This is a genomic window from Paenibacillus sp. FSL R5-0475, from assembly GCF_038004585.1.
Lineage (GTDB): Bacteria > Bacillota > Bacilli > Paenibacillales > Paenibacillaceae > Paenibacillus_AQ.
The window spans coordinates 5,190,045-5,208,135 of record NZ_JBBORK010000001.1 but is presented as its reverse complement, the minus strand read 5'-3'; the positions used below and the strand labels follow the sequence as shown (position 1 = coordinate 5,208,135).

Below are 18,091 nucleotides of genomic sequence, written 5' to 3'. Positions count from 1 at the left end.
ACGCGCGCCTCATTGTTCATACTACGGTAGCACAGGTAAGATTTCTTGCTTGGCTGCCGTAGTATTTTTTTTTGCCTATTCATATTTAGTTCATATTGTGGTCATGAGGAGTACATCATCGTTGGTTAAGATCTCATTAGCGAAACGTTAAGGCGACATAATAAATAGATTAGGACAGGAGAAGATGAGGGTGACACAAACAGAGGTAATAAAAACGGGGAATGAAAAGAAAAAGCATAAAGTACGTAACTTGTTGCTTAAAATATTAGGAGCAATAGTGATTTTGATCGTGCTTTTTCTAGCTGTTGTTTATACAGTTAATGTGATTAGCAACAAATCTGATCAGAAAAAAATACATCAATATGGTCAGTTAGTTCCTGTTGACGGAAAAAGTATGAATGTTTTGATCCAAGGACAAGGGAAGCAGACTATTGTACTTATCCCGGGCTTTGGAACTGGAGCGCCAGCACTTGATTTTAAGCCGTTGATTGATGAGTTATCACCATTTTACAAAGTGGTCGCGGTTGAGCCGTTTGGGTATGGATTAAGTGATGAGACCGATAAGGAACGAACTACAGCGAATATCATAAGTGAGGTTCATGAAGCCGTACAGAATCTAAACATTGACCAATATATTCTAATGGGTCACTCCATTGGAGGTATTTACGGATTGGAATATGCAAAGAAATATCCAAACGAAGTGAGTGCATTTGTAGGGGTTGATAGTAGTGTTCCTGAGCAAGGCGGTATGGATGTTAAATTCCCGATAAAAAAATTAAAGCTGCTCAAAGACTCAGGTATCATTAGATTGGGATTGCAATTAAGCGGTGACCCTTATGATGGACTGCCATTTGATGATGAGACCAAAAAACAAATGAAATTGATATCGCTCAAAAATATGAATAATTCCACTACCTTAAATGAAATGGAACATATATATCCTAACTTTGTCGCAGCCAGAGGGTTGAAATTCGACAAGAACCTTCCCATTATATTCTTTATACAAGCGAATAATACAACCGTGAAAGATTGGATTCCTCTGCATGAAGGGCAAGTTAAGGAATCTGTGCATGGAAAAGTGATGACATTCGAAGGCGGACATTATTTACACCATTCCAGATCTAAGGAAATCGTTGAGAACCTAAATTTGTTCATGGAAGAAGTCAAATAAAATAAGAAAACGCTCCGACTTTCCTCCTATAAGGAAAATCGGGGCGTTCTTTGCGCTTAAGGGCGGAAATTATTTGATGCCAATTCTCATTCGGTAGCTGATCAGTACCTCTAAGGTGCGTCCTTGAAAATGGTCTTCAACTGCAGCGCTGAAATCTGCAATGTCCTGATTGAGTAGGGTAGCGTCTTGCTTCAGAACGGTTCTTATACCCCCTTGGCTTAGAGCGAGTCCAACATAGCGCTGTGCATCGCAGGACTCAAGATTATGAAATACGATCTCTCTTGCAAAAGAGAAAGCTCCACTAGCCTGAATCCGTGACAAATGCCCTTCTTTGTCCCATTTATGTGCTCTCTCAGCATCAGGTAAGAGTGAGGCGAGCAGTTCCTCGGATTTGGAGATCAGTTGGTTGTAACGTTCTTCTACCTTCTGTTGAAGGGGGAGAGGCCAGTCGCAATCGTAGGCAGCGAAGACACCACCTGTTCTCAAGACCCGGGAGATTTCTCGAAGTGTGCTTTCAGGATCCATCCAGTGGAATGACTGTGAGCAGGTCACTATGTCTACGCTGTCCACTGCAAGTGGAAGCTGGTTAGAATAACCTTGTACAAAAGTGATGGATTGAGGATCTTCTATCCGGCTTAATTTATCGATTGCTTTTCCCAGCATATCTGGATTCGGTTCAATACCAATTACGTTGTCCGCGACATCCTTCCACAGAAAAGTAGACAAGCCCGTGCCGCAGCCTATATCTGCGACGACTGAAGGTGTGCTGCCTAAGTAGTCGGTCAGCAGCTTGATGATCATGCCAGGAGCTTCAGGACGGTAACGGTCATAGTCCTCTTGAAAGCCGAGAAATCGATCGATGTTTTGTTTGCTATTGTTTTCAGGTATCATGTGATCCTCCTTCATAGAACCTATTTATAGGTCTATTGTATAGCCATCGCTTCGCCATGCCAAATAATGGATCGAAGCAATCGCGGGGAATGTTACTCAGAACAAGCATAAATGCCTTCGGCGTCCTTATAAGGACGGCAAGTGTTTAAGCGAGAAATATAAGACATAAAGTATGGTGTGAAACTTATACTTTCTTATATTTCAAACAAAAATCCCCGGAGAACACCTTATGGTGTACCGGGGATTGTGGGTTATGTCTAGTTTTAAAGTGCGCTAAGAACGTCTAGCAAATGCTACCGAAGTAATGCAGGATCGATGGCAGGTACAAGTCCTTCTGCTGCAGCACGATTTAGTAAGGAGGTGATTGCAGCGTAGCCGTCATCGCCTAGATTCATCGAGAAGTCGTTCACATAGAGATCAATGTGTGATTTAGCCACTTCTGGAGCCAGCTCTTGAGCGTGGCTAAGCACATAATCTCTAGAATCGGTAGGATGATCCCACGCATATTGTAGAGAGCTGCGAATCCAGCCAGTGATGGCATCGGCATCCAGATCGCGGCGAGCAATGATCGCGCCGAGTGGAATCGGCAGTCCGGTATCGCTTTCCCACCAGCTGCCCAGGTCAGTCAGCATATTAAGACCATAAGATGCGTAAGTAAAACGGGCTTCGTGAATTACCAGTCCAGCGTCGATATGTCCATCGCGTACGGCAGGCATGATCTCATCGAAAGGCATGACGACGATTTCGCCAATCCCTCCCGTTATATGCTGTGCTGCCCATAATCTGAAGAGCAGATAAGCGGTAGAACGTTCGCTAGGTACGGCAATTCGGCGTCCAGCTAGCTTCTCGGGACGTTTAATCGCGGTTGGGCCACTTGCTGTAAGAAGCAACGGCCCGCAGCCACGACCCAGTGCGCCGCCGCATGGCAGCAATTTGTAGCGCTCAAGAACCCAAGGTAGAGCGGCATAGGAGATTTTAAGGACTTCAGGTCCCTCTCCATTAGCAGCAAGCGTGTTGGTAATATCAATGTCGGCATAGGTTACATTAAGCTGTGGTGCATTCGGGACAAGCCCGTGTGCCCAGGCATGGAATACAAAGGTATCGTTAGGGCAAGGGGAAAAAGCGATATTAAGCTCAGTTGTCATTACAGCACCTCCAATAGTATAGCGGCTGCCGCCGTTAATGCTTCCATTGCATCGCCGATCTTCCAGGCGGCCCGGTCGCGGGGACCGACCGGGTTCGAGATGGCGCGGAGCTCCAGTACCGGGAGCCCTAGCGCCTCAGCGGCCACGGCAACTCCGTGGCCTTCCATCGCTTCCGCGACGGCACCGGGATGCCGCGCGATGAGGGCGGCGGCCGTCTCCGCGGTGCCGGTCGCCGTCGAGACCGTAAGCACGGTCCCCGTGCTTACGGTCAGTCCGGCCGCTGCCAGCGCGGCCGAAACTGCCTGTACCGTGCCGTGGTCAGCCGGCACGGACACGCTGCCGAAGCCAAGCTCGGCAGCGCTGCGGAAGCCCTCCGGCGTCTCGGCCCCGAGGTCGGCGGCAATCATCTCGCTGGCAACGACCAGCGAGCCTAAAGGTGCCACCCCCGGGAATCCGCCGCCGATCCCGGCGCTGATTACGCAGCCGTAAGATCCGGCTGCGAGTGCCGCGGCGGTTCCCGCCGCCGCTGCTGCCGTACCTGCGCCGGCAGCAATCACATGGAACCTGTCGCTGCCTTTTAGGCCGCGCAGGACCGCGTCCCGCTCTGCGGCTACGGCTGTTACGATCAGCGCGCGCCGCGCACCAGCTTGTTCCTCCACCATCAGGTTGCCTCCTTTGAGAGATGTGAAATCGCTTACTAAATAGTCATTCGTAAAGACAAGAATACGCCGTTTTAAGGGTCAGGTCAAACTTAGAGTGATTTTCATCACGCTCCTAAAAAGTCGTAGAAAGAACATTAACAGCTCGTTAAGCACCTTATGTTATCTTTTTGGAGTGGCGAGGTTGACAAAGGTAGTGTGAGGAAGTATAGTTATCTTAACTTAAAGATATTTAATGTAAAGACATTTACTTTATATTGAACAACATCGCTGTCAAACTGGAGGTGGGCATGATGAGTAATACCGAAGAGAATGTTCGTAATACAGAGAATACTACGGAGATGGATCAGGCGTCTTCTTTAAAGTTATTTGTTGTATTATCTAAGGCTTACAGAAGCTTGATGGATCAAGCTGTGAAGGATATGAAGAGTTATGGGCTGGCATCTGCCGAGTTCATGGTGCTTGAGGTGCTGTATCACCGGACCCGTATTCCACTACAACAGATCGGGGAGAAGATTCTCGTTACGAGTGGAAGCATCACCTATAATATCGACAAGCTGGAGAAGAAAGGTCTGCTGAAACGTGTGCCGTGTAGTGAGGACAGACGCGTGACCTATGCGGAGATTACGGATGCAGGGCGTGAGCTGTTCGATAAGATTTTCCCGCGTCATGTGGCTTCGATTCATGATTTGATGCGTGGACTGGATAAGGATGAGAAGGGTCAGGCGATTGAATTACTGAAGAAGCTAGGCAAAGGTGTGTAGGAGCGCTGGAAGATCGTTATGTAGGGCGCTTCTGTAAGGTCGGAAGCAGCTCGCTGCTTCTTACCGCTGTAAGACAAAAAATTTTATCATATATCTTAATGTTAAGATAATTAAATCAAAGAAAATTGGAGTGGATTAACAATGATAAGTGTAGGAATATTATTGATGAGATTAGTGATCGGGATTGCGTTTATAGGGCATGGTGCCCAAAAGTTGTTTGGATGGTTTGGTGGTTACGGCCCGAAGGGTACAGGTGGCTGGATGGAATCCATCGGTATTAAACCGGGGGTTACTATGGCGGTATTAGCAGGACTAATGGAGCTGGTAGGCGGATTCATGTTCGCGGCAGGCCTTCTGACGCCTGTTGCAGCGGTGTTGATTGTTGCCACTATGCTGGGGGCTATCATTAAGGTTCACGCTCCAAATGGCTTCTGGTCTACTTCGAACGGAATTGAGTTTCCGCTTACGGTACTGGTAGTCGCTGCAGGTATAGCACTTACAGGGCCAGGTTCGATTTCTCTGGATGCATTGATTTTTAACTAAGAAGGGGGTTTATCATTATGACACTTCAAACTGCAGGAATCCATCATATTACCGCTTTTGTTGGAGATGCTCAGCGTAACGTTGACTTCTACGCCGGTATTTTAGGACTACGGCTTGTGAAGAAGACGATTAATTTTGACGCTCCGGAAGTTTATCATTTATATTTTGGGAATGAAGTAGGTGCTCCGGGAACGATTATTACCTTTTTTCCTTCACCTACCGGGCGTAAAGGCAGAATTGGGAGTGGGCAAGTTGGCGTAACAACTTACGCAGTACCAGTAGGCTCTCTGATCTTCTGGGAACAGCGTCTTGCGGCATATCAAATTCCGGTTACTCTTAAGCATAGAATCTCAGAATCTTATCTATCCTTTGCTGATTATGACGGTTTGCGCATTGAACTCGTGGAACGTGAGGAAGGACCGCTTAGCAAGTGGTCTTTCGGGGGAGTTCCCACGGGGCATGCTATCAAAGGGTTCGGCGGCGCTGTGCTCTACAGCAACAATCCGTCGCAAATTGCAGAAACGCTTGTCCATACAATGGGAATGAAGCATATCGCTGATGGAGACGGGTATAGCCGTTATAGAACTACTGGCGATTTGGGTAATATTATTGATCTGAAGACAACACCGGTTCCGCAAGGAGCAGGAGGTACAGGCACCGTTCACCATATCGCTTGGCGTGCACAAGATGACGCTGAGCAGCAGGAATGGGGGCTTCATGTGCAGAATCATGGGCATCATCCGACACCGGTTCAAGACCGCCAATACTTTAATGCGATTTATTTCCGTGAAAGAGGTGGAATCCTGTTCGAGATTGCTACGGACCCTCCGGGCTTTGCTCGTGATGAAGCGGTGGATTCGCTGGGTGAAAAGCTGATGCTGCCATCTTGGTATGAACCGCATCGTGCGGCTATCGAAGAAAATTTAAGTCCTTTTCAAATAAGAGAAATTGAGGTGAAGCAGGGATGATTCATGTATTCCATAAAGGTAAAGATGTAACGAAACCCACGCTTGTATTATTTCACGGTACTGGAGGCAATGAGCAGGACTTGCTGCCGCTTGCCGGGTTGTTATCTCCTGATTCATCGGTGCTGGGCATCAGAGGGAATGTGCTGGAGAATGGTATGCCGCGGTTCTTCCGACGGTTAGCCGAAGGGGTATTCGATGAAGCAGATCTAATCTTCCGTACTCACGAGATCAAGCAGTTTCTGGATGAAGCCGCAGCACAATACGGCTTCGATGCCAACAATCTGGTAGCCGTGGGTTACTCTAATGGTGCGAACATTGCGGGCAGCCTGCTGTTCCATTATAAGGATGTTTTCCGCGCTGCAATTCTACTGCATCCGATGGTACCGCTTCGGAATATTACGCTTCCTTCGCTGGAAGGAGTATCTATCTTCATCGGAGCAGGCACAAATGATCCGCTTATCGCATCCTCGGAGACTGAGGATTTGGAGATTATTTTACAGAAGGCAGGCGCAGAGGTTACAACACACTGGGGGAACCAAGGTCATCGCCTGAGTGTTGCTGAGGCTGAAGCCGCTAGAGATTGGTTGCAAATGCGCAGCACATCTACAAATGCATAAAACAATCAGAATAACCGCCGAATGGCGGTTATTCTTGTTATACAGGCACCTATAACCCTCCATAAAAGGATTGATCAATTCACTTCCTTTACGTTAGTATGAAGAATACAAAAAAAGGCCCAAGGGTTGCTTTAGAAAGGTTGAAGTAAGGATTATGATTGGAATTCAAAATGGTAATAAGCTTGCCGCAGATGGACCTTCACGGAAGCAGAGATTACAGCTGGCTGTGATTCTCGGCTCCATTACAACAATCGGCCCGTTGTCGATTGATATGTATTTGCCGGCACTGCCTACGCTTGTCGCGGATTTCGGTACGACCGCTGCTTTAGTGCAGCTTAGTCTGACCTTCTTTTTGCTGGGGCTTGCTTCAGGTCAGTTGGTCGCTGGACCGCTGAGTGATGTATATGGCCGCCGTCGTCCGCTGCTTATAGGTATGTTCATCTACGCCGTTTCCTCAGTGCTATGTGCTTTTAGTCCTTCGATTGGACTGCTGATCGTTTTGCGGTTTATTCAAGGTCTTGCTGGTTCAGTGGGGGTGGTTGTCTCTAGAGCGGCTGTTCGTGATTTATATAGTGGCTCTGAACTCACGAAGTTCTTCTCACTATTGATGATTGTGAATGGTCTCGGACCGATATTAGCTCCAGTTATTGGGGGCCAGCTGTTAAGGGTGACTACATGGCAAGGGATATTCCTCGTATTATTTGCTGCCGGAATTATTTTTTGTTTAACTATTTTATTGCGCTTGCCGGAGACGCTGCCGAAGGAGCGACGCTCTAAGAGTGGGCTGAAGGGTACACTGCTTACCTTCCGGGTATTGCTGGGCAATCGTAAGTTTGTGGGTTATGCCTTGTCTCAAGGTTTCGTTACGGCATCTATGTTCGCGTATATCTCAGGTTCTTCTTTTGTATTGCAAAATATTTTTGCGGTTACCCCGCAGGTATATAGTCTGATCTTTGCAGTGAATGGGATCGGGATTATTATTACTGGCCAAATAGCCGGTAGACTTGCTGGAAAGGTAAGTGAGACTAAGTTGTTACTTAGTGGACTATTGCTATGTACGATGGGGGGCATCTTGCTACTGCTGACGGTTCTGGTAGGAGGAGGACTGATCCCTATTCTGATCTGTCTATTTGCGGTTGTCTCCAGTGTAGGGATTGTCGGAGCGACCAGCTTCTCACTGGCGATGCAAGATCAAGGTGAAACTGCAGGCAGTGCCTCGGCATTAATCGGATTAATCCCCCTATTGCTGGGTAGCTGTGTAGCGCCACTTGTGGGTCTTGGGGGCGTTGAGTCTGCACTTCCGATGGCGATTGTGATGGCATGTACGGGAATCCTCTCGATTCTATCTTATGTGCTGCTTGTTAGACGAGGAAAAGCAAGCTCCTAGCAGTCTAGCATTGTAACCTGGCAAGTAGTACTTTCAGCAAACTTTCAGCGGGTCTTAACGTTCCTTACTTGCAAAAGGATTATATTGGAGGTAAGGAAGGGAGGGATAACCATGAGTATATCAGCAGTCTCAGGTTCCACATCGTATACTACCTCGACATCTAGCACTACAGATACCAGTACGCTTGAGAAACAAAAAGCGAAACTGGAAGCAGAACTGGACAAGATTAATGCCAGCTCAGACGATGACAAGACCAAGGAAACGAAAACGAAGCAAATTGAGCAACAGATTAAGACTATCGAGGCACAAATCTCACAGAAGTCTCAGAGCAGTGCTTCCTCCGCTAGCAGTGTTGTAGAGGCGCCTGCCAAACCTGCGAACAATACGCTTGCTGCAGCAAGTCCGCAAGAGATAGCTACCGCAACAACGGATAGTAAAGGCAGATTTGATATTCGAGTATAAACGCTAGTTAAACCCGTGCTACATAACAGAGAGGACATCCTTTGCCGTGAGGGATGTCCTTTTTGTTGTGCAATTTTATGTGTAAACTACAGTCTCAATGTTCTTTAGCTAAATAGAATTTCATTAACATTCTTTAACTATTGCAGGGATTAGGGCTGTGCTGGCAGTCTAATGTAGTAGGTGTTGATTATCATGGGTTTTTTATTCCAATAATTGTTATAATGAAATGGTTGTAAAAATTGTCTAGCACAACGTGTGTCGGCGGTAAGGGTAGGTGGCCTAATGCAATCAAAACAACAAACATTAGAAAGATTCAAAATTGTAAGGCTGTTCTTATCCATCTATCGGATTCGGGCGGTGAGAGCTCTCTTTCCAGTAGCTATCATAGCGCTGGTGTATTGGGAGGGGCAGCATGAGCTGAAGCAGGTTCATTTAGGACTTATTATGCGTGAGCTAAGAAGAGTGCCTACATCTGCCGTTTTGCAAATGATCGGATTTGCACTTCTCGCAGTAGCTGTAATGAGTGCTTATGATTATTTGATACGAGCACATTTTCGTTTGAAAGTAGGGCTGTGGGACACCTTCCGTTATGCTTGGATAGCTAATACATTTAATAATTTAATTGGTTTTGCAGGTCTGGCTGGAGTGGGTTTAAGGACGTTGATGTACAAAAAAAGCGGAGTGTCAACTTCCGTCCTAACGCCGGCAATCGTATTTTTATCACCACTCATGATTACCGGATTATCTTTACTTTCTTGGGCAAATATTTTTGGTTTACTCCCGGCAACGGCATTGCTGGAAGAGCATCATTGGTTAGTATTTGCGGTATGGGGGATGGCGCTTTATTTGCCGTTTTTTGTGTTTGTACAGCGCTCTGCTCTTTATGCAAAGTGGATTAACCGGGGACAAGGTAGAACACCCTGGCTTACAGTAGTTGCCTCTGTGGGTGCCTCCTTTCTGGAATGGAGTTTTGCTGGCGTAACGTTTTGGACAATCAGTAGTCATCTTTTGCACGAGGTACACTTTCCAGTCATATTCGGCATCTTTACGATTGCTGCCATCGCAGGCATCTTGAGTATGGCGCCTGGTGGTATCGGTGCTTTTGACCTTATTGCATTGTTGGGTCTTACGCAGCTTGGATTTAAAAGTGATCAGGCCATGGCAGTGCTTGTTATTTTTAGATTGTTCTATTATCTCATTCCATGGCTGATCGGATTGGTGCTGGCGGCACTGGAATTTGGTCTGCAGGGAAAAAAGGGTCAAGATCGTTCAGCTCCAGGGTTCGAACCCGCTCTTAACATTTGGCAGAGGATTTGGGGTTGGCCGGGTCAGTATACCTTTCTGAGCGATCTTGGTGTGTGGGCTCTAGGCAAGCTTGTACTAGCTAGCGGGCTTATTCTCTTACTATCAACAGCTACGCCCGGATTGTTGTACAGACTGAAGATTACAGAGGAAATATTGTCATTCTCGATCATGCAGCTCTCACATCATTTATCTGTACTTATTGGCTTTATGCTCATTTTGTTGTCGAGAGGCATTACATTACGGGTTCGTAGCGCGTACATCTGGACCAGCATTTTATTATTTTCCGGGTCGGTGTTTGCGGTGGCTAAAGGCTTTGATTATGAAGAGGCGCTGTTTCTGCTCCTAGTTGCACTCATTCTGTGGATCTCCAGATCTCGGTTCTACCGGATCAGTGCTCCCGTAAGCAGACAGAGTACGATTTGGTGGCTTGCGCTTACTTCAGTAATTGCCCTAAGCTATTATCTATTGGGCAGCCATGTCCATCGTGGATTTCTAAAGCATCTCCCGCCCGGTGTAGAGCCAGAGTGGCTACAGCGGCATAGTCATGTTGCTTTTACAGCCGTAGGGGGACTAGCTTTCTCTTGGATCATTCTTACTTTGCTGATCACCCTTAGACCCCATCGTAAACCGGAGGAGTTATTCGAAAATTTTGATATGGCAAGGCTGAAAAACTTCCTAGGTGAAGTTCAAGGCAATGCCCTAACTCATATGCTGTTTTTGGGTGATAAAAGCTTCTTCTGGGCGCAAGAAGGCAAGGTGTTGCTCGCTTTCGCTAGGGTTAGGGATAAGCTTGTAGTCCTTGGTGATCCATTGGGAGAGAGAAGTCTCATGAATGAGGCAATCAGTGAATTTAGACAAGCTGCAGATAAGTACGGTCTGGTCGTAGTTTTTTATCAGGCCACACCTGATTTCTTATCGATCTATCATGAACAGGGATATCGCTTTTTTAAGCTGGGGGAAGAGGCATTAGTAACGCTCGATACCTTTACGCTCAGTGGCAAAAAGAACAGTGATTTGCGAAGCGTATGCAACCGTTTTGAACGGGAAGGCTATGCCTTCGAAGTTGTAGAAGCACCGCACGCTGAAGAATTGCTACGAGAGCTGCGATCCGTTTCGAACGAATGGTTGAATGGGCGCACCGAAAAAGGGTATTCGCTGGGTTGGTTTAACGAGGCCTATCTACAGCTGGCTCCAATCGTGCTCCTGAGGAATGCCCAAGGGACGATACTGGCATTTGCTTCTATTGCAAATGGGTATGATCAGGGTATGACCTTATCGATTGATTTGATGCGCCATCGAAAGAATGTGCCAAACGGAACGATGGATTATTTATTTGTTCGTTTGCTAGAATGGGCGAAATCTAAGGGATATCATCGATTCAATCTAGGTAATGCCCCGCTGTCCAGTGTGGGTGAGAATGCTGGGGCCTTGAAAGAGGAGAAGCTGGCTCATCTCGTATTTAAAAGAGGGGGGCATTGGTACGGCTTTGTCGGACTTCGCCGCTATAAAGAAAAATTCAGCCCGGAGTGGGAACCGCGTTATTTGGCTTATCCGGCTTCTATAGCATTGCCGATCTTAACACTCGATCTGGTGAGGTTAGTATCCCGCCATCCTAGGGCGGAGGAATAGAGTGAGACGTGCGTGAAGTCTCTATGTACATTGACCTAACCAAAGAAGAGGGTGCCGTCTCAAAGTAGTTTTAGCTACTTGGGTACGACCCTTTTTTTGCGTTGAAGGTTAATTGAAGTTTCAAATGATGGTTTGAGTGAAACATCAACACAACAATTAGGGAATTTCTCCCTGAAATTCTAAGATTACTGGTCATTAGATTTATAATTAGGGAAAATATCCCTAAAATTCTTCTGATTCGGTGGGAAATCAAGGCATTACCCTAATTTAGTTGATTATAAGCGAATATCGAATATTTTTAGGGAGCTTTTCCCTAATTAGTGTTAAACCCACTCTGCCCACCGCAAAAACGTCCGCCGCACATTCCCGCTGCATATCCTCATCATCGTCTGCCATCATTACCCAATCTGAAAAGGTTTAATGGTTAAGTGAGATCTTTACTTGGACTATTCCATAAAATAGATGAAGCTGCCCCGTAAGCAGCATTCACTACTTTCGAGAGCAGCCTCATCTATTTTGAGTAACATAACCTTTATTTTTCGTCGGCTTTTTCATCAGGCAGAGCCCAGACAGATACGCTGCCACCGTTGACCGGGAAGGTCGCCCAGCCATCTTTTTCAATCGTTATAGTCGCCTTGTGATTATGAGTGAAATCTACCCATGCTTCACCCGCGCGTTGTTCCCCTACGAACATTCTTTTCTGACCGTTCTCACCGTTACTAATCACAACCGCACAGCCGGAGCGTTCGATGTCTTTCACGCCGAGTCGTGTCCAGCCAATCGTGTTAGGATGATCGAAATAATCCTTCTGCTCACCATAGGCTTTGTGATAGCGGGTATATAGCAGCGGGTCAATCGCCTCTTTTTTGCCTGCGACAGGTGTAGGTCCCTCGATCCCATAATAATCTCCATAAAAGACCACAGGATATCCGTCGCGTCGCAGTAGGATAAGTGCATAAGCACTTTGCTTAAACCAATCATCTACCCAAGATTCCAGAGCTTCATGGGGTTGAGAATCATGATTGTCAACGAACGTTACAGCATTGGTAGGATGGGTCTGCACCAGTGTGTCGTCGAGGATTTTGGTTAAATCAAAGTTTCTACCCCCCAAGGAAGCTGAATGCAGCTTGTAGTGAAGGGAAACATCGAAGAGGTCGATCTTATAATCGACGGTATTTAGAAATTGTCGGCAGGATTCTAAATCCGAATTCCAGAACTCGCCCACGATATAGAAATCCTTCTCACATTTATTAAACATTTCTACCGCGAATTGTTTCACAAACTCATGGTTGATATGTTTGATGGCATCTAAGCGAAAGCCGCTGCAGTGGAGCGTGTCCACCAGCCATTTTCCCCATTGGATCATTTCTTTTTTGACTTCTGGATGACTGTAATCAATATTTGCGAACATTAGATAATCGTAGTTGCCGAACTCGTCATCAACATTCTGGTTCCATGTTTTATTCTCGCCTGCGATACGGAATACACCTGTTCGCCCCGACTTGGCGTCGAAGTCAGTGCCGTTAAAATGATTGTGATTCCATTTAAAGGAAGAGTGTTCATCACCGCGGCCGGGGAAGGTGAATTTAGTCCAGCCCTCAATCTCGAAAGGCTTGGAGATTTCTTTCATCCGGTCATTAGGGTCGACCTCGATCACCTGGAAGACTTCCTTTTCATCCGCTCCTGCCTTGTGATTCATGACCAAATCAACGTACACGGCAATGCCGTTTTTTTGACATTCCGAAATGGCTTCAATCAGTGCTTGTTTGGTGCCATATTTGGTGCGTACCGTACCTTTTTGGTCATATTCGCCCAGATCGTATAGATCATACACGCCATAGCCTGTATCGTCGGCGGAGACGGCCTTTGTCACAGGAGGTACCCAAACAGAATCAATGCCTACGGCTTTTAGTGCGGAAGCTGTTTCTTTTAGGCGATCCCAGTGTTTCCCATCCGCAGCGACATGCCATTCAAAAAATTGCATCATTGTATGGTTCCTCATTATTTCTTGCGCCTCCATATCCATAAAGCGAATTTTTTCTACACTCTGATTAGATTTTCAGATAACTCTTATTAAACGTAAAAACAGACTATGAAAAATAAGGCAGGCTGATGAATGCGCTGGGAGGGACAAAGATGCGATTTATATAGGCTTGAAAAGTGTAATTTCTGATCTCTGGGAGAGGTGGACAGCATTGCGTCCGTTTCGTTTGGAACTGTACAGAGCATGGTCAGCCTCTGACAGTAGCTCTTCTAGAGTGGCTTTAGGACTTAGGGCTTCTACTACTCCGAAGCTGGCAGTCACGTTAATGGACCCGATGAGCGTATATAAGACACTTTGTTCAATATCTGCGCGGATAGTTTCACAGAGTTGTGCGGCTTGCTTCAGCGACGTATCTGGCAAACAGATCACAAATTCCTCACCGCCATAACGTCCGAAGATGTCACCCTCCCGGATATGTCTGTTGCATACCTCGACAATGTGCTGAAGGGCTTGATCTCCATATTGATGTCCGAATCGATCATTAATGCTTTTGAAGAAGTCTACATCCAGCAAAATAATCGATAGTGAACTCCGATTGCTCGCGGCCTGAACAAGAAGCCCTCGGCTCAGCTCCAAAAAATAGGTACGGTTATAAATCCCCGTCAGACTATCCATCGTAGCCAATTGACGCAGCTTATCTTGAAGCAGTATTCGTTCAGTTACGTCAATCAGCATGATCATTTGTCCTGCTAAGTATTCCCCTTGTTTCTGTACGGGAGAGGACCGAATTTGGTAGTAACAAATCTCGTCTCCTTTGATCCAAGCAACTTCCCGTTCTTCGCGTTGCAGTGGCTCTGTATCCATAACATAGGACAAGGCATCTTTGCCGGCATTAAGAAACAGTTGAGCCAGCGGTTTACCAATCGCCGAGGAATTAAGTCCTTCTATCATATCCGCGGCTGCGCGATTGTAATCGACGAGCATGTCCGAACGATCGGTGACAAGCACCCCATCTCGCATGCTTTCGAACAGATTCTCACGGGCGATAGGCGCAGCTGTTAGCATACCTCTTGATAGGATAGCCCAGATATATAGGGTGGAAGTGATACTCATAATGATGGGAACGGGATCCATCCCGTAGGGAGTCAGGCCCATTAAATATAAAAAAGAGCCTAACGTTGGAAGGCTTAGTCCAATTAGAATGGTAACGATTTGTCTCCGGTATACCCGTTTCATCCGGTTCCACTGCCATAACATAAGGCAGATAGCTGCCAGTAGACAGCCAAAAGTAAAGCTGCCGTGAACGATATACCAAGGTCCCATCACTACATCAACGAGTGGGGAGGGCGTATTGTCTCGCAAATAAATGGATTTATAGAAGAGGTGGTGGTAATCATTGGTCCACACCATCAGTGTTGTGATGAACGGTATTATATATAGCGCTGCTCGCATGCCCTTTTTAATTAGACTCTCCAGCCCTACGAAATGCATCACCATAATAAGGCTGGCGGGCGCTATAAAAGGCATCCCCAGGTACTCTACTTTAATCCAAAAACTCATTTCCTCCAGTGTTTTCCCCGACAGTTCTAGTGCGAAGCCGAAGGTATAAATCGCGGAAGTGAAGGAGCTTATAACAAAGGCTCTAATTCCTAAGAAATCCGTTTTTTTATAGTAGGCGAAAAGGGCTAGTAAAACGCTCAGGACACCAGATATAGCCACAATAACAATATAATTCGAAATTACAGATCCCATGGGTCTATTGTCTCCTACTGAGGAAAGATATGGATAAATATTACCACAAATCTACAAATATTTAAAAATCACTTCATTTGAAACTTGAATAAATGTCCCCCTAGACAAAATGACGTGATTTAGCGGGAGCTATTTTACTAATTGTCTAATGAGAGTCCAGTGAGCAGCGTGTAACATGTTAGTTAATACTACACAACAGAAGATTTTAACTCGACACACTCTCTAGTGAGTCAGATTAATTAACATTAATTGCATAGCTTATTTTGATAAGGGGGGCTGAGGATGTCATTACTCGCGACAAATATTCCTGAAATTCAGCTGGAAAATGTTGAAATGCGCTATAGGGCAGAAGCTGCGGAAGTGCTTGCACTGCATCAGGTGAGTCTTGATATTGCAAAGGGGGAGTTCGTCTCACTGCTCGGACCTTCAGGATGTGGCAAAACAACGCTTTTGAGACTGATGGCCGATCTCATCGCGCCAACGGGCGGGAACATTGTAGTCGCTGGAAAAAGTGCTAAAGAGGCAAGGCTGGCGCAGAAATATGGCATTGTTTTTCAAAGTCCTGTGCTGTATGACTGGCGGAAGGTGAAGCATAACATCACATTGCCACTGGAACTGATGGGAGTTAAAAAGTCGATCCGTGAAGAGAGGGCGCTGGAGCTTCTTGATCTAGTGGGCTTGCAGAGCTTCGCGGATAAATACCCTTGGCAGCTTAGTGGGGGGATGCAGCAAAGAGTAGCGATTGCCAGAGCGCTATCGATGGAGCCGGAAATTCTACTGATGGATGAACCGTTCTCTGCACTGGATGAGTTTACACGTGAGCGTCTGAACGAAGAACTGTTATCTGTCTGGAGCAAGGTGCAGAACACGATTGTCTTCGTAACACATAGTATTCCTGAGTCGATATTCCTCTCTGACCGGGTGTTTGTTCTTTCCCCGCATCCAGGTCGCTTATCCGCTGTGGTTGAAATTCCTCTGCCACGTCCGCGAACGGCGGAAATGAGAAACAGCCCAGAGTTTTTCGAACTGATCGCAAGTATTCGCGACAGCTTTGAAGGGGTGTAGGGATGAAAGGGGGCAGTATCTTTGTACGGGGTCGCCTGCTGCCGTTGTTTGTCTGGATATTTGGTTTGCTGCTAGTTTGGGAAGGAGCCTCCTGGATGCTGCTCCATGTAGTGGAGACACCGTTAGCTCAGTCCAAGTTGCCCTACGTTCATGAGGTGCTATCCACGCTGTGGAAGTATAGTGGCACGCTTCTGAAGGAGGGGGCTGCCACCTTTGGCAATGCTGGTGTTGGCTTCCTGATTGGTGCGGTGGCTGGTGCTTCACTGGCGGTGCTAATGAGCTTGTCGAAGACGATAGAGCAGTTAACTTTTCCTTACGCTATCGCCTCGCAGATGATTCCGATCCTGGGGCTGGCGCCGATCATTTATGGGATTGTGAGAGATGAGCAGACTTCACGGATTATTATTTCGGGTTATATTACATTCTTCCCAGTGGCTCTCAATATGCTGCGCGGCTTGCGAAGTGTGGATCCTTCCGCGCTGGAATTAATGCATTCTTATGCGGCAAAACCTTGGGCGGTCTATTGGAAACTCAGATTTCCAGCGGCCCTGCCGGGTTTGTTCGGAGGGCTTAAGATTGCTGCTCCGCTCGCAGTGACTGGTGCTATCCTGGTAGAGCTCATGGGTGCGCAGCACGGGATTGGCGTAATCATGCTGCGTAATCTCTACTACGGCAGCTCTCATACCTACATGTTCTGGTCTACGGTGATTGTCGGCGCTTTGTTGGGGATTGTAAGTTACTGGTTGATCAGTCTGATAGAACGTTTGGTGGCGCCGTGGCAGCCTGAATTTCGACCGAAAGGAGGTAACCGCTAATGGAAACCAACTCCGTTCGGGAGACTTCATTTATAGGCTCTACTAGTAAAGAGGTGGCCCAGCCGGTATTAACGGCTACGCAGAAGAATGTTGCAACAGGCTCGAAGCCTGCGGTAATTGCCAAGCGTAAGGGTGGCTCGCATGGCCTGAAGAGGATATTTAGCGCAGGGGTGCTGCTGCCTGTATTGGCGGGGGTGTTGTTTCTTGGGCTATGGGAGTTCGAATTCTTTCATAAGATCTTTGATCTGAAGAAATATCAGCTGCCGTTGCCCACAGCAATTGCCACGACCATGAGGGATAATTTCAGCATGTTGCTATCCTATACCGGATACACCCTTACTGAGGCTGTGCTGGGAATGTTGGTTGGTTCTGCTATCGGATTTCTGATCGCTTTAGCTGCTACGGCGTGGCCGCGTTGGGGAAGTGGAAGTTTAACTTTGGTTGCTGCTCTAAATGCTGTGCCTATCGTCGCCCTCGCGCCCATTATGAATCTGTGGTTCGGGGATGGGATAGGCTCACGAATTGCCATAGTAACAGCAACTACAATGGCAGCGATGGCGATCAACGCCTATAAAGGCATGGCGGCGATTGATCCATTGGCGCTGGATCTGATGCATTCTTATGCGGCGGGTAAACCGGCACTGTTTCGTTATCTGCGGATTCGCAATAGCTTACCCTATGTATTTACAGCACTGAAGATCAACGCAACGGCCAGTATGATTGGGGCGATTGTCGGCGAATTCTTCTTTTCCTCAAAAGGGCTTGGGTACCTGCTCTCCAATTCCATTAAAGTTGCCAAAATGCCACTAGGCTGGTCCTGTATTGTGCTGGCTGCAATTGCCGGCGTGCTCTTCTACCTAGTGGTTGAGCGGCTTGAGAAAGTGTTCATCAAGTGGCATCCTTCGCAACGTAAATGAGCCCTATAACATCATTA

Annotated in this window: 16 protein-coding genes; 11 read left to right on the top strand and 5 right to left on the bottom strand. The window is 46.8% G+C overall.

Annotated elements, in window-relative coordinates; translation table 11 throughout:
* The first annotated feature begins 190 nt into the window (after nt 1-190).
* Complete coding sequence (locus MKX41_RS23300; RefSeq protein ID WP_042192697.1) at nt 191-1,171, top strand: alpha/beta hydrolase; 981 nt, start codon at nt 191-193, stop codon at nt 1,169-1,171.
* Between the two features lie 69 nt (nt 1,172-1,240).
* Here the strand turns inward: MKX41_RS23300 and MKX41_RS23295 are convergent, their stop codons facing one another.
* The 3 genes from MKX41_RS23295 to MKX41_RS23285 form a co-directional block, all read right to left on the bottom strand.
* Nucleotides 1,241-2,062 (bottom strand): class I SAM-dependent methyltransferase, encoded by an 822-nt coding sequence (locus tag MKX41_RS23295; RefSeq protein WP_042192694.1) that lies wholly within the window; start codon nt 2,060-2,062, stop codon nt 1,241-1,243.
* Between the two features lie 293 nt (nt 2,063-2,355).
* A complete protein-coding gene (locus MKX41_RS23290) occupies nt 2,356-3,207 on the bottom strand; it encodes a 1,4-dihydroxy-6-naphthoate synthase (protein WP_042192692.1) in 852 nt (283 codons plus the stop codon).
* The gene (locus tag MKX41_RS23285; RefSeq protein WP_340973341.1) at nt 3,207-3,869 is read right to left on the bottom strand and encodes a futalosine hydrolase; all 663 of its coding nucleotides are present in this window, start codon (nt 3,867-3,869) and stop codon (nt 3,207-3,209) included. The genes MKX41_RS23290 and MKX41_RS23285 overlap by 1 nt, the downstream gene beginning before the upstream one ends.
* Nucleotides 3,870-4,159: 290 nt before the next feature.
* Between MKX41_RS23285 and MKX41_RS23280 the strand changes: the two genes are divergently transcribed.
* The 7 genes from MKX41_RS23280 to mprF all read left to right on the top strand — a co-directional run bounded on the left by MKX41_RS23280 (nt 4,160) and on the right by mprF (nt 11,541).
* Nucleotides 4,160-4,630: a MarR family winged helix-turn-helix transcriptional regulator gene (locus MKX41_RS23280; protein WP_081393105.1), complete on the top strand. Its 471-nt coding sequence runs from the start codon at nt 4,160-4,162 to the stop codon at nt 4,628-4,630.
* A gap of 141 nt (nt 4,631-4,771) precedes the next feature.
* The gene (locus MKX41_RS23275; protein ID WP_042192683.1) at nt 4,772-5,173 is read left to right on the top strand and encodes a DoxX family protein; all 402 of its coding nucleotides are present in this window, start codon (nt 4,772-4,774) and stop codon (nt 5,171-5,173) included.
* A gap of 17 nt (nt 5,174-5,190) precedes the next feature.
* Nucleotides 5,191-6,141, top strand: a complete 951-nt coding sequence (locus tag MKX41_RS23270; RefSeq protein WP_340973339.1) for a ring-cleaving dioxygenase — start codon at nt 5,191-5,193, stop codon at nt 6,139-6,141.
* The gene (locus MKX41_RS23265; RefSeq protein ID WP_339799300.1) at nt 6,138-6,758 is read left to right on the top strand and encodes an alpha/beta hydrolase; all 621 of its coding nucleotides are present in this window, start codon (nt 6,138-6,140) and stop codon (nt 6,756-6,758) included. The genes MKX41_RS23270 and MKX41_RS23265 overlap by 4 nt, the downstream gene beginning before the upstream one ends.
* Before the next feature lie 154 nt (nt 6,759-6,912).
* Nucleotides 6,913-8,145: a multidrug effflux MFS transporter gene (locus MKX41_RS23260; RefSeq protein ID WP_340973337.1), complete on the top strand. Its 1,233-nt coding sequence runs from the start codon at nt 6,913-6,915 to the stop codon at nt 8,143-8,145.
* 111 nt (nt 8,146-8,256) lie between these two features.
* Nucleotides 8,257-8,607, top strand: coding sequence for a FlxA-like family protein (locus MKX41_RS23255; protein ID WP_042192675.1), 351 nt, complete (start codon nt 8,257-8,259; stop codon nt 8,605-8,607).
* 282 nt (nt 8,608-8,889) lie between these two features.
* Nucleotides 8,890-11,541, top strand: a complete 2,652-nt coding sequence (mprF, locus tag MKX41_RS23250) for a bifunctional lysylphosphatidylglycerol flippase/synthetase MprF (protein WP_340973335.1) — start codon at nt 8,890-8,892, stop codon at nt 11,539-11,541.
* Between the two features lie 532 nt (nt 11,542-12,073).
* Here mprF and MKX41_RS23245 read toward each other — a convergent pair.
* Complete coding sequence (locus MKX41_RS23245) at nt 12,074-13,546, bottom strand: alpha-amylase (RefSeq protein WP_042194667.1); 1,473 nt, start codon at nt 13,544-13,546, stop codon at nt 12,074-12,076.
* A gap of 138 nt (nt 13,547-13,684) precedes the next feature.
* Entirely contained in the window at nt 13,685-15,277 is a 1,593-nt protein-coding gene (locus tag MKX41_RS23240; protein WP_340973333.1) for a histidine kinase N-terminal 7TM domain-containing diguanylate cyclase, read from the bottom strand.
* A gap of 282 nt (nt 15,278-15,559) precedes the next feature.
* Here MKX41_RS23240 and MKX41_RS23235 point away from each other — a divergent pair, with 282 nt between their 5' ends.
* From MKX41_RS23235 to MKX41_RS23225, 3 genes are read left to right on the top strand one after another with little or no spacing between them, the layout of a single operon-like run.
* Nucleotides 15,560-16,342: an ABC transporter ATP-binding protein gene (locus MKX41_RS23235; RefSeq protein WP_076284892.1), complete on the top strand. Its 783-nt coding sequence runs from the start codon at nt 15,560-15,562 to the stop codon at nt 16,340-16,342.
* A 2-nt stretch (nt 16,343-16,344) separates the two neighbouring features.
* Nucleotides 16,345-17,157, top strand: a complete 813-nt coding sequence (locus MKX41_RS23230) for an ABC transporter permease (protein WP_340973331.1) — start codon at nt 16,345-16,347, stop codon at nt 17,155-17,157.
* Nucleotides 17,157-18,074, top strand: a complete 918-nt coding sequence (locus MKX41_RS23225; RefSeq protein WP_340973330.1) for an ABC transporter permease — start codon at nt 17,157-17,159, stop codon at nt 18,072-18,074. The genes MKX41_RS23230 and MKX41_RS23225 overlap by 1 nt, the downstream gene beginning before the upstream one ends.
* The last annotated feature ends 17 nt before the right edge of the window (nt 18,075-18,091 follow it).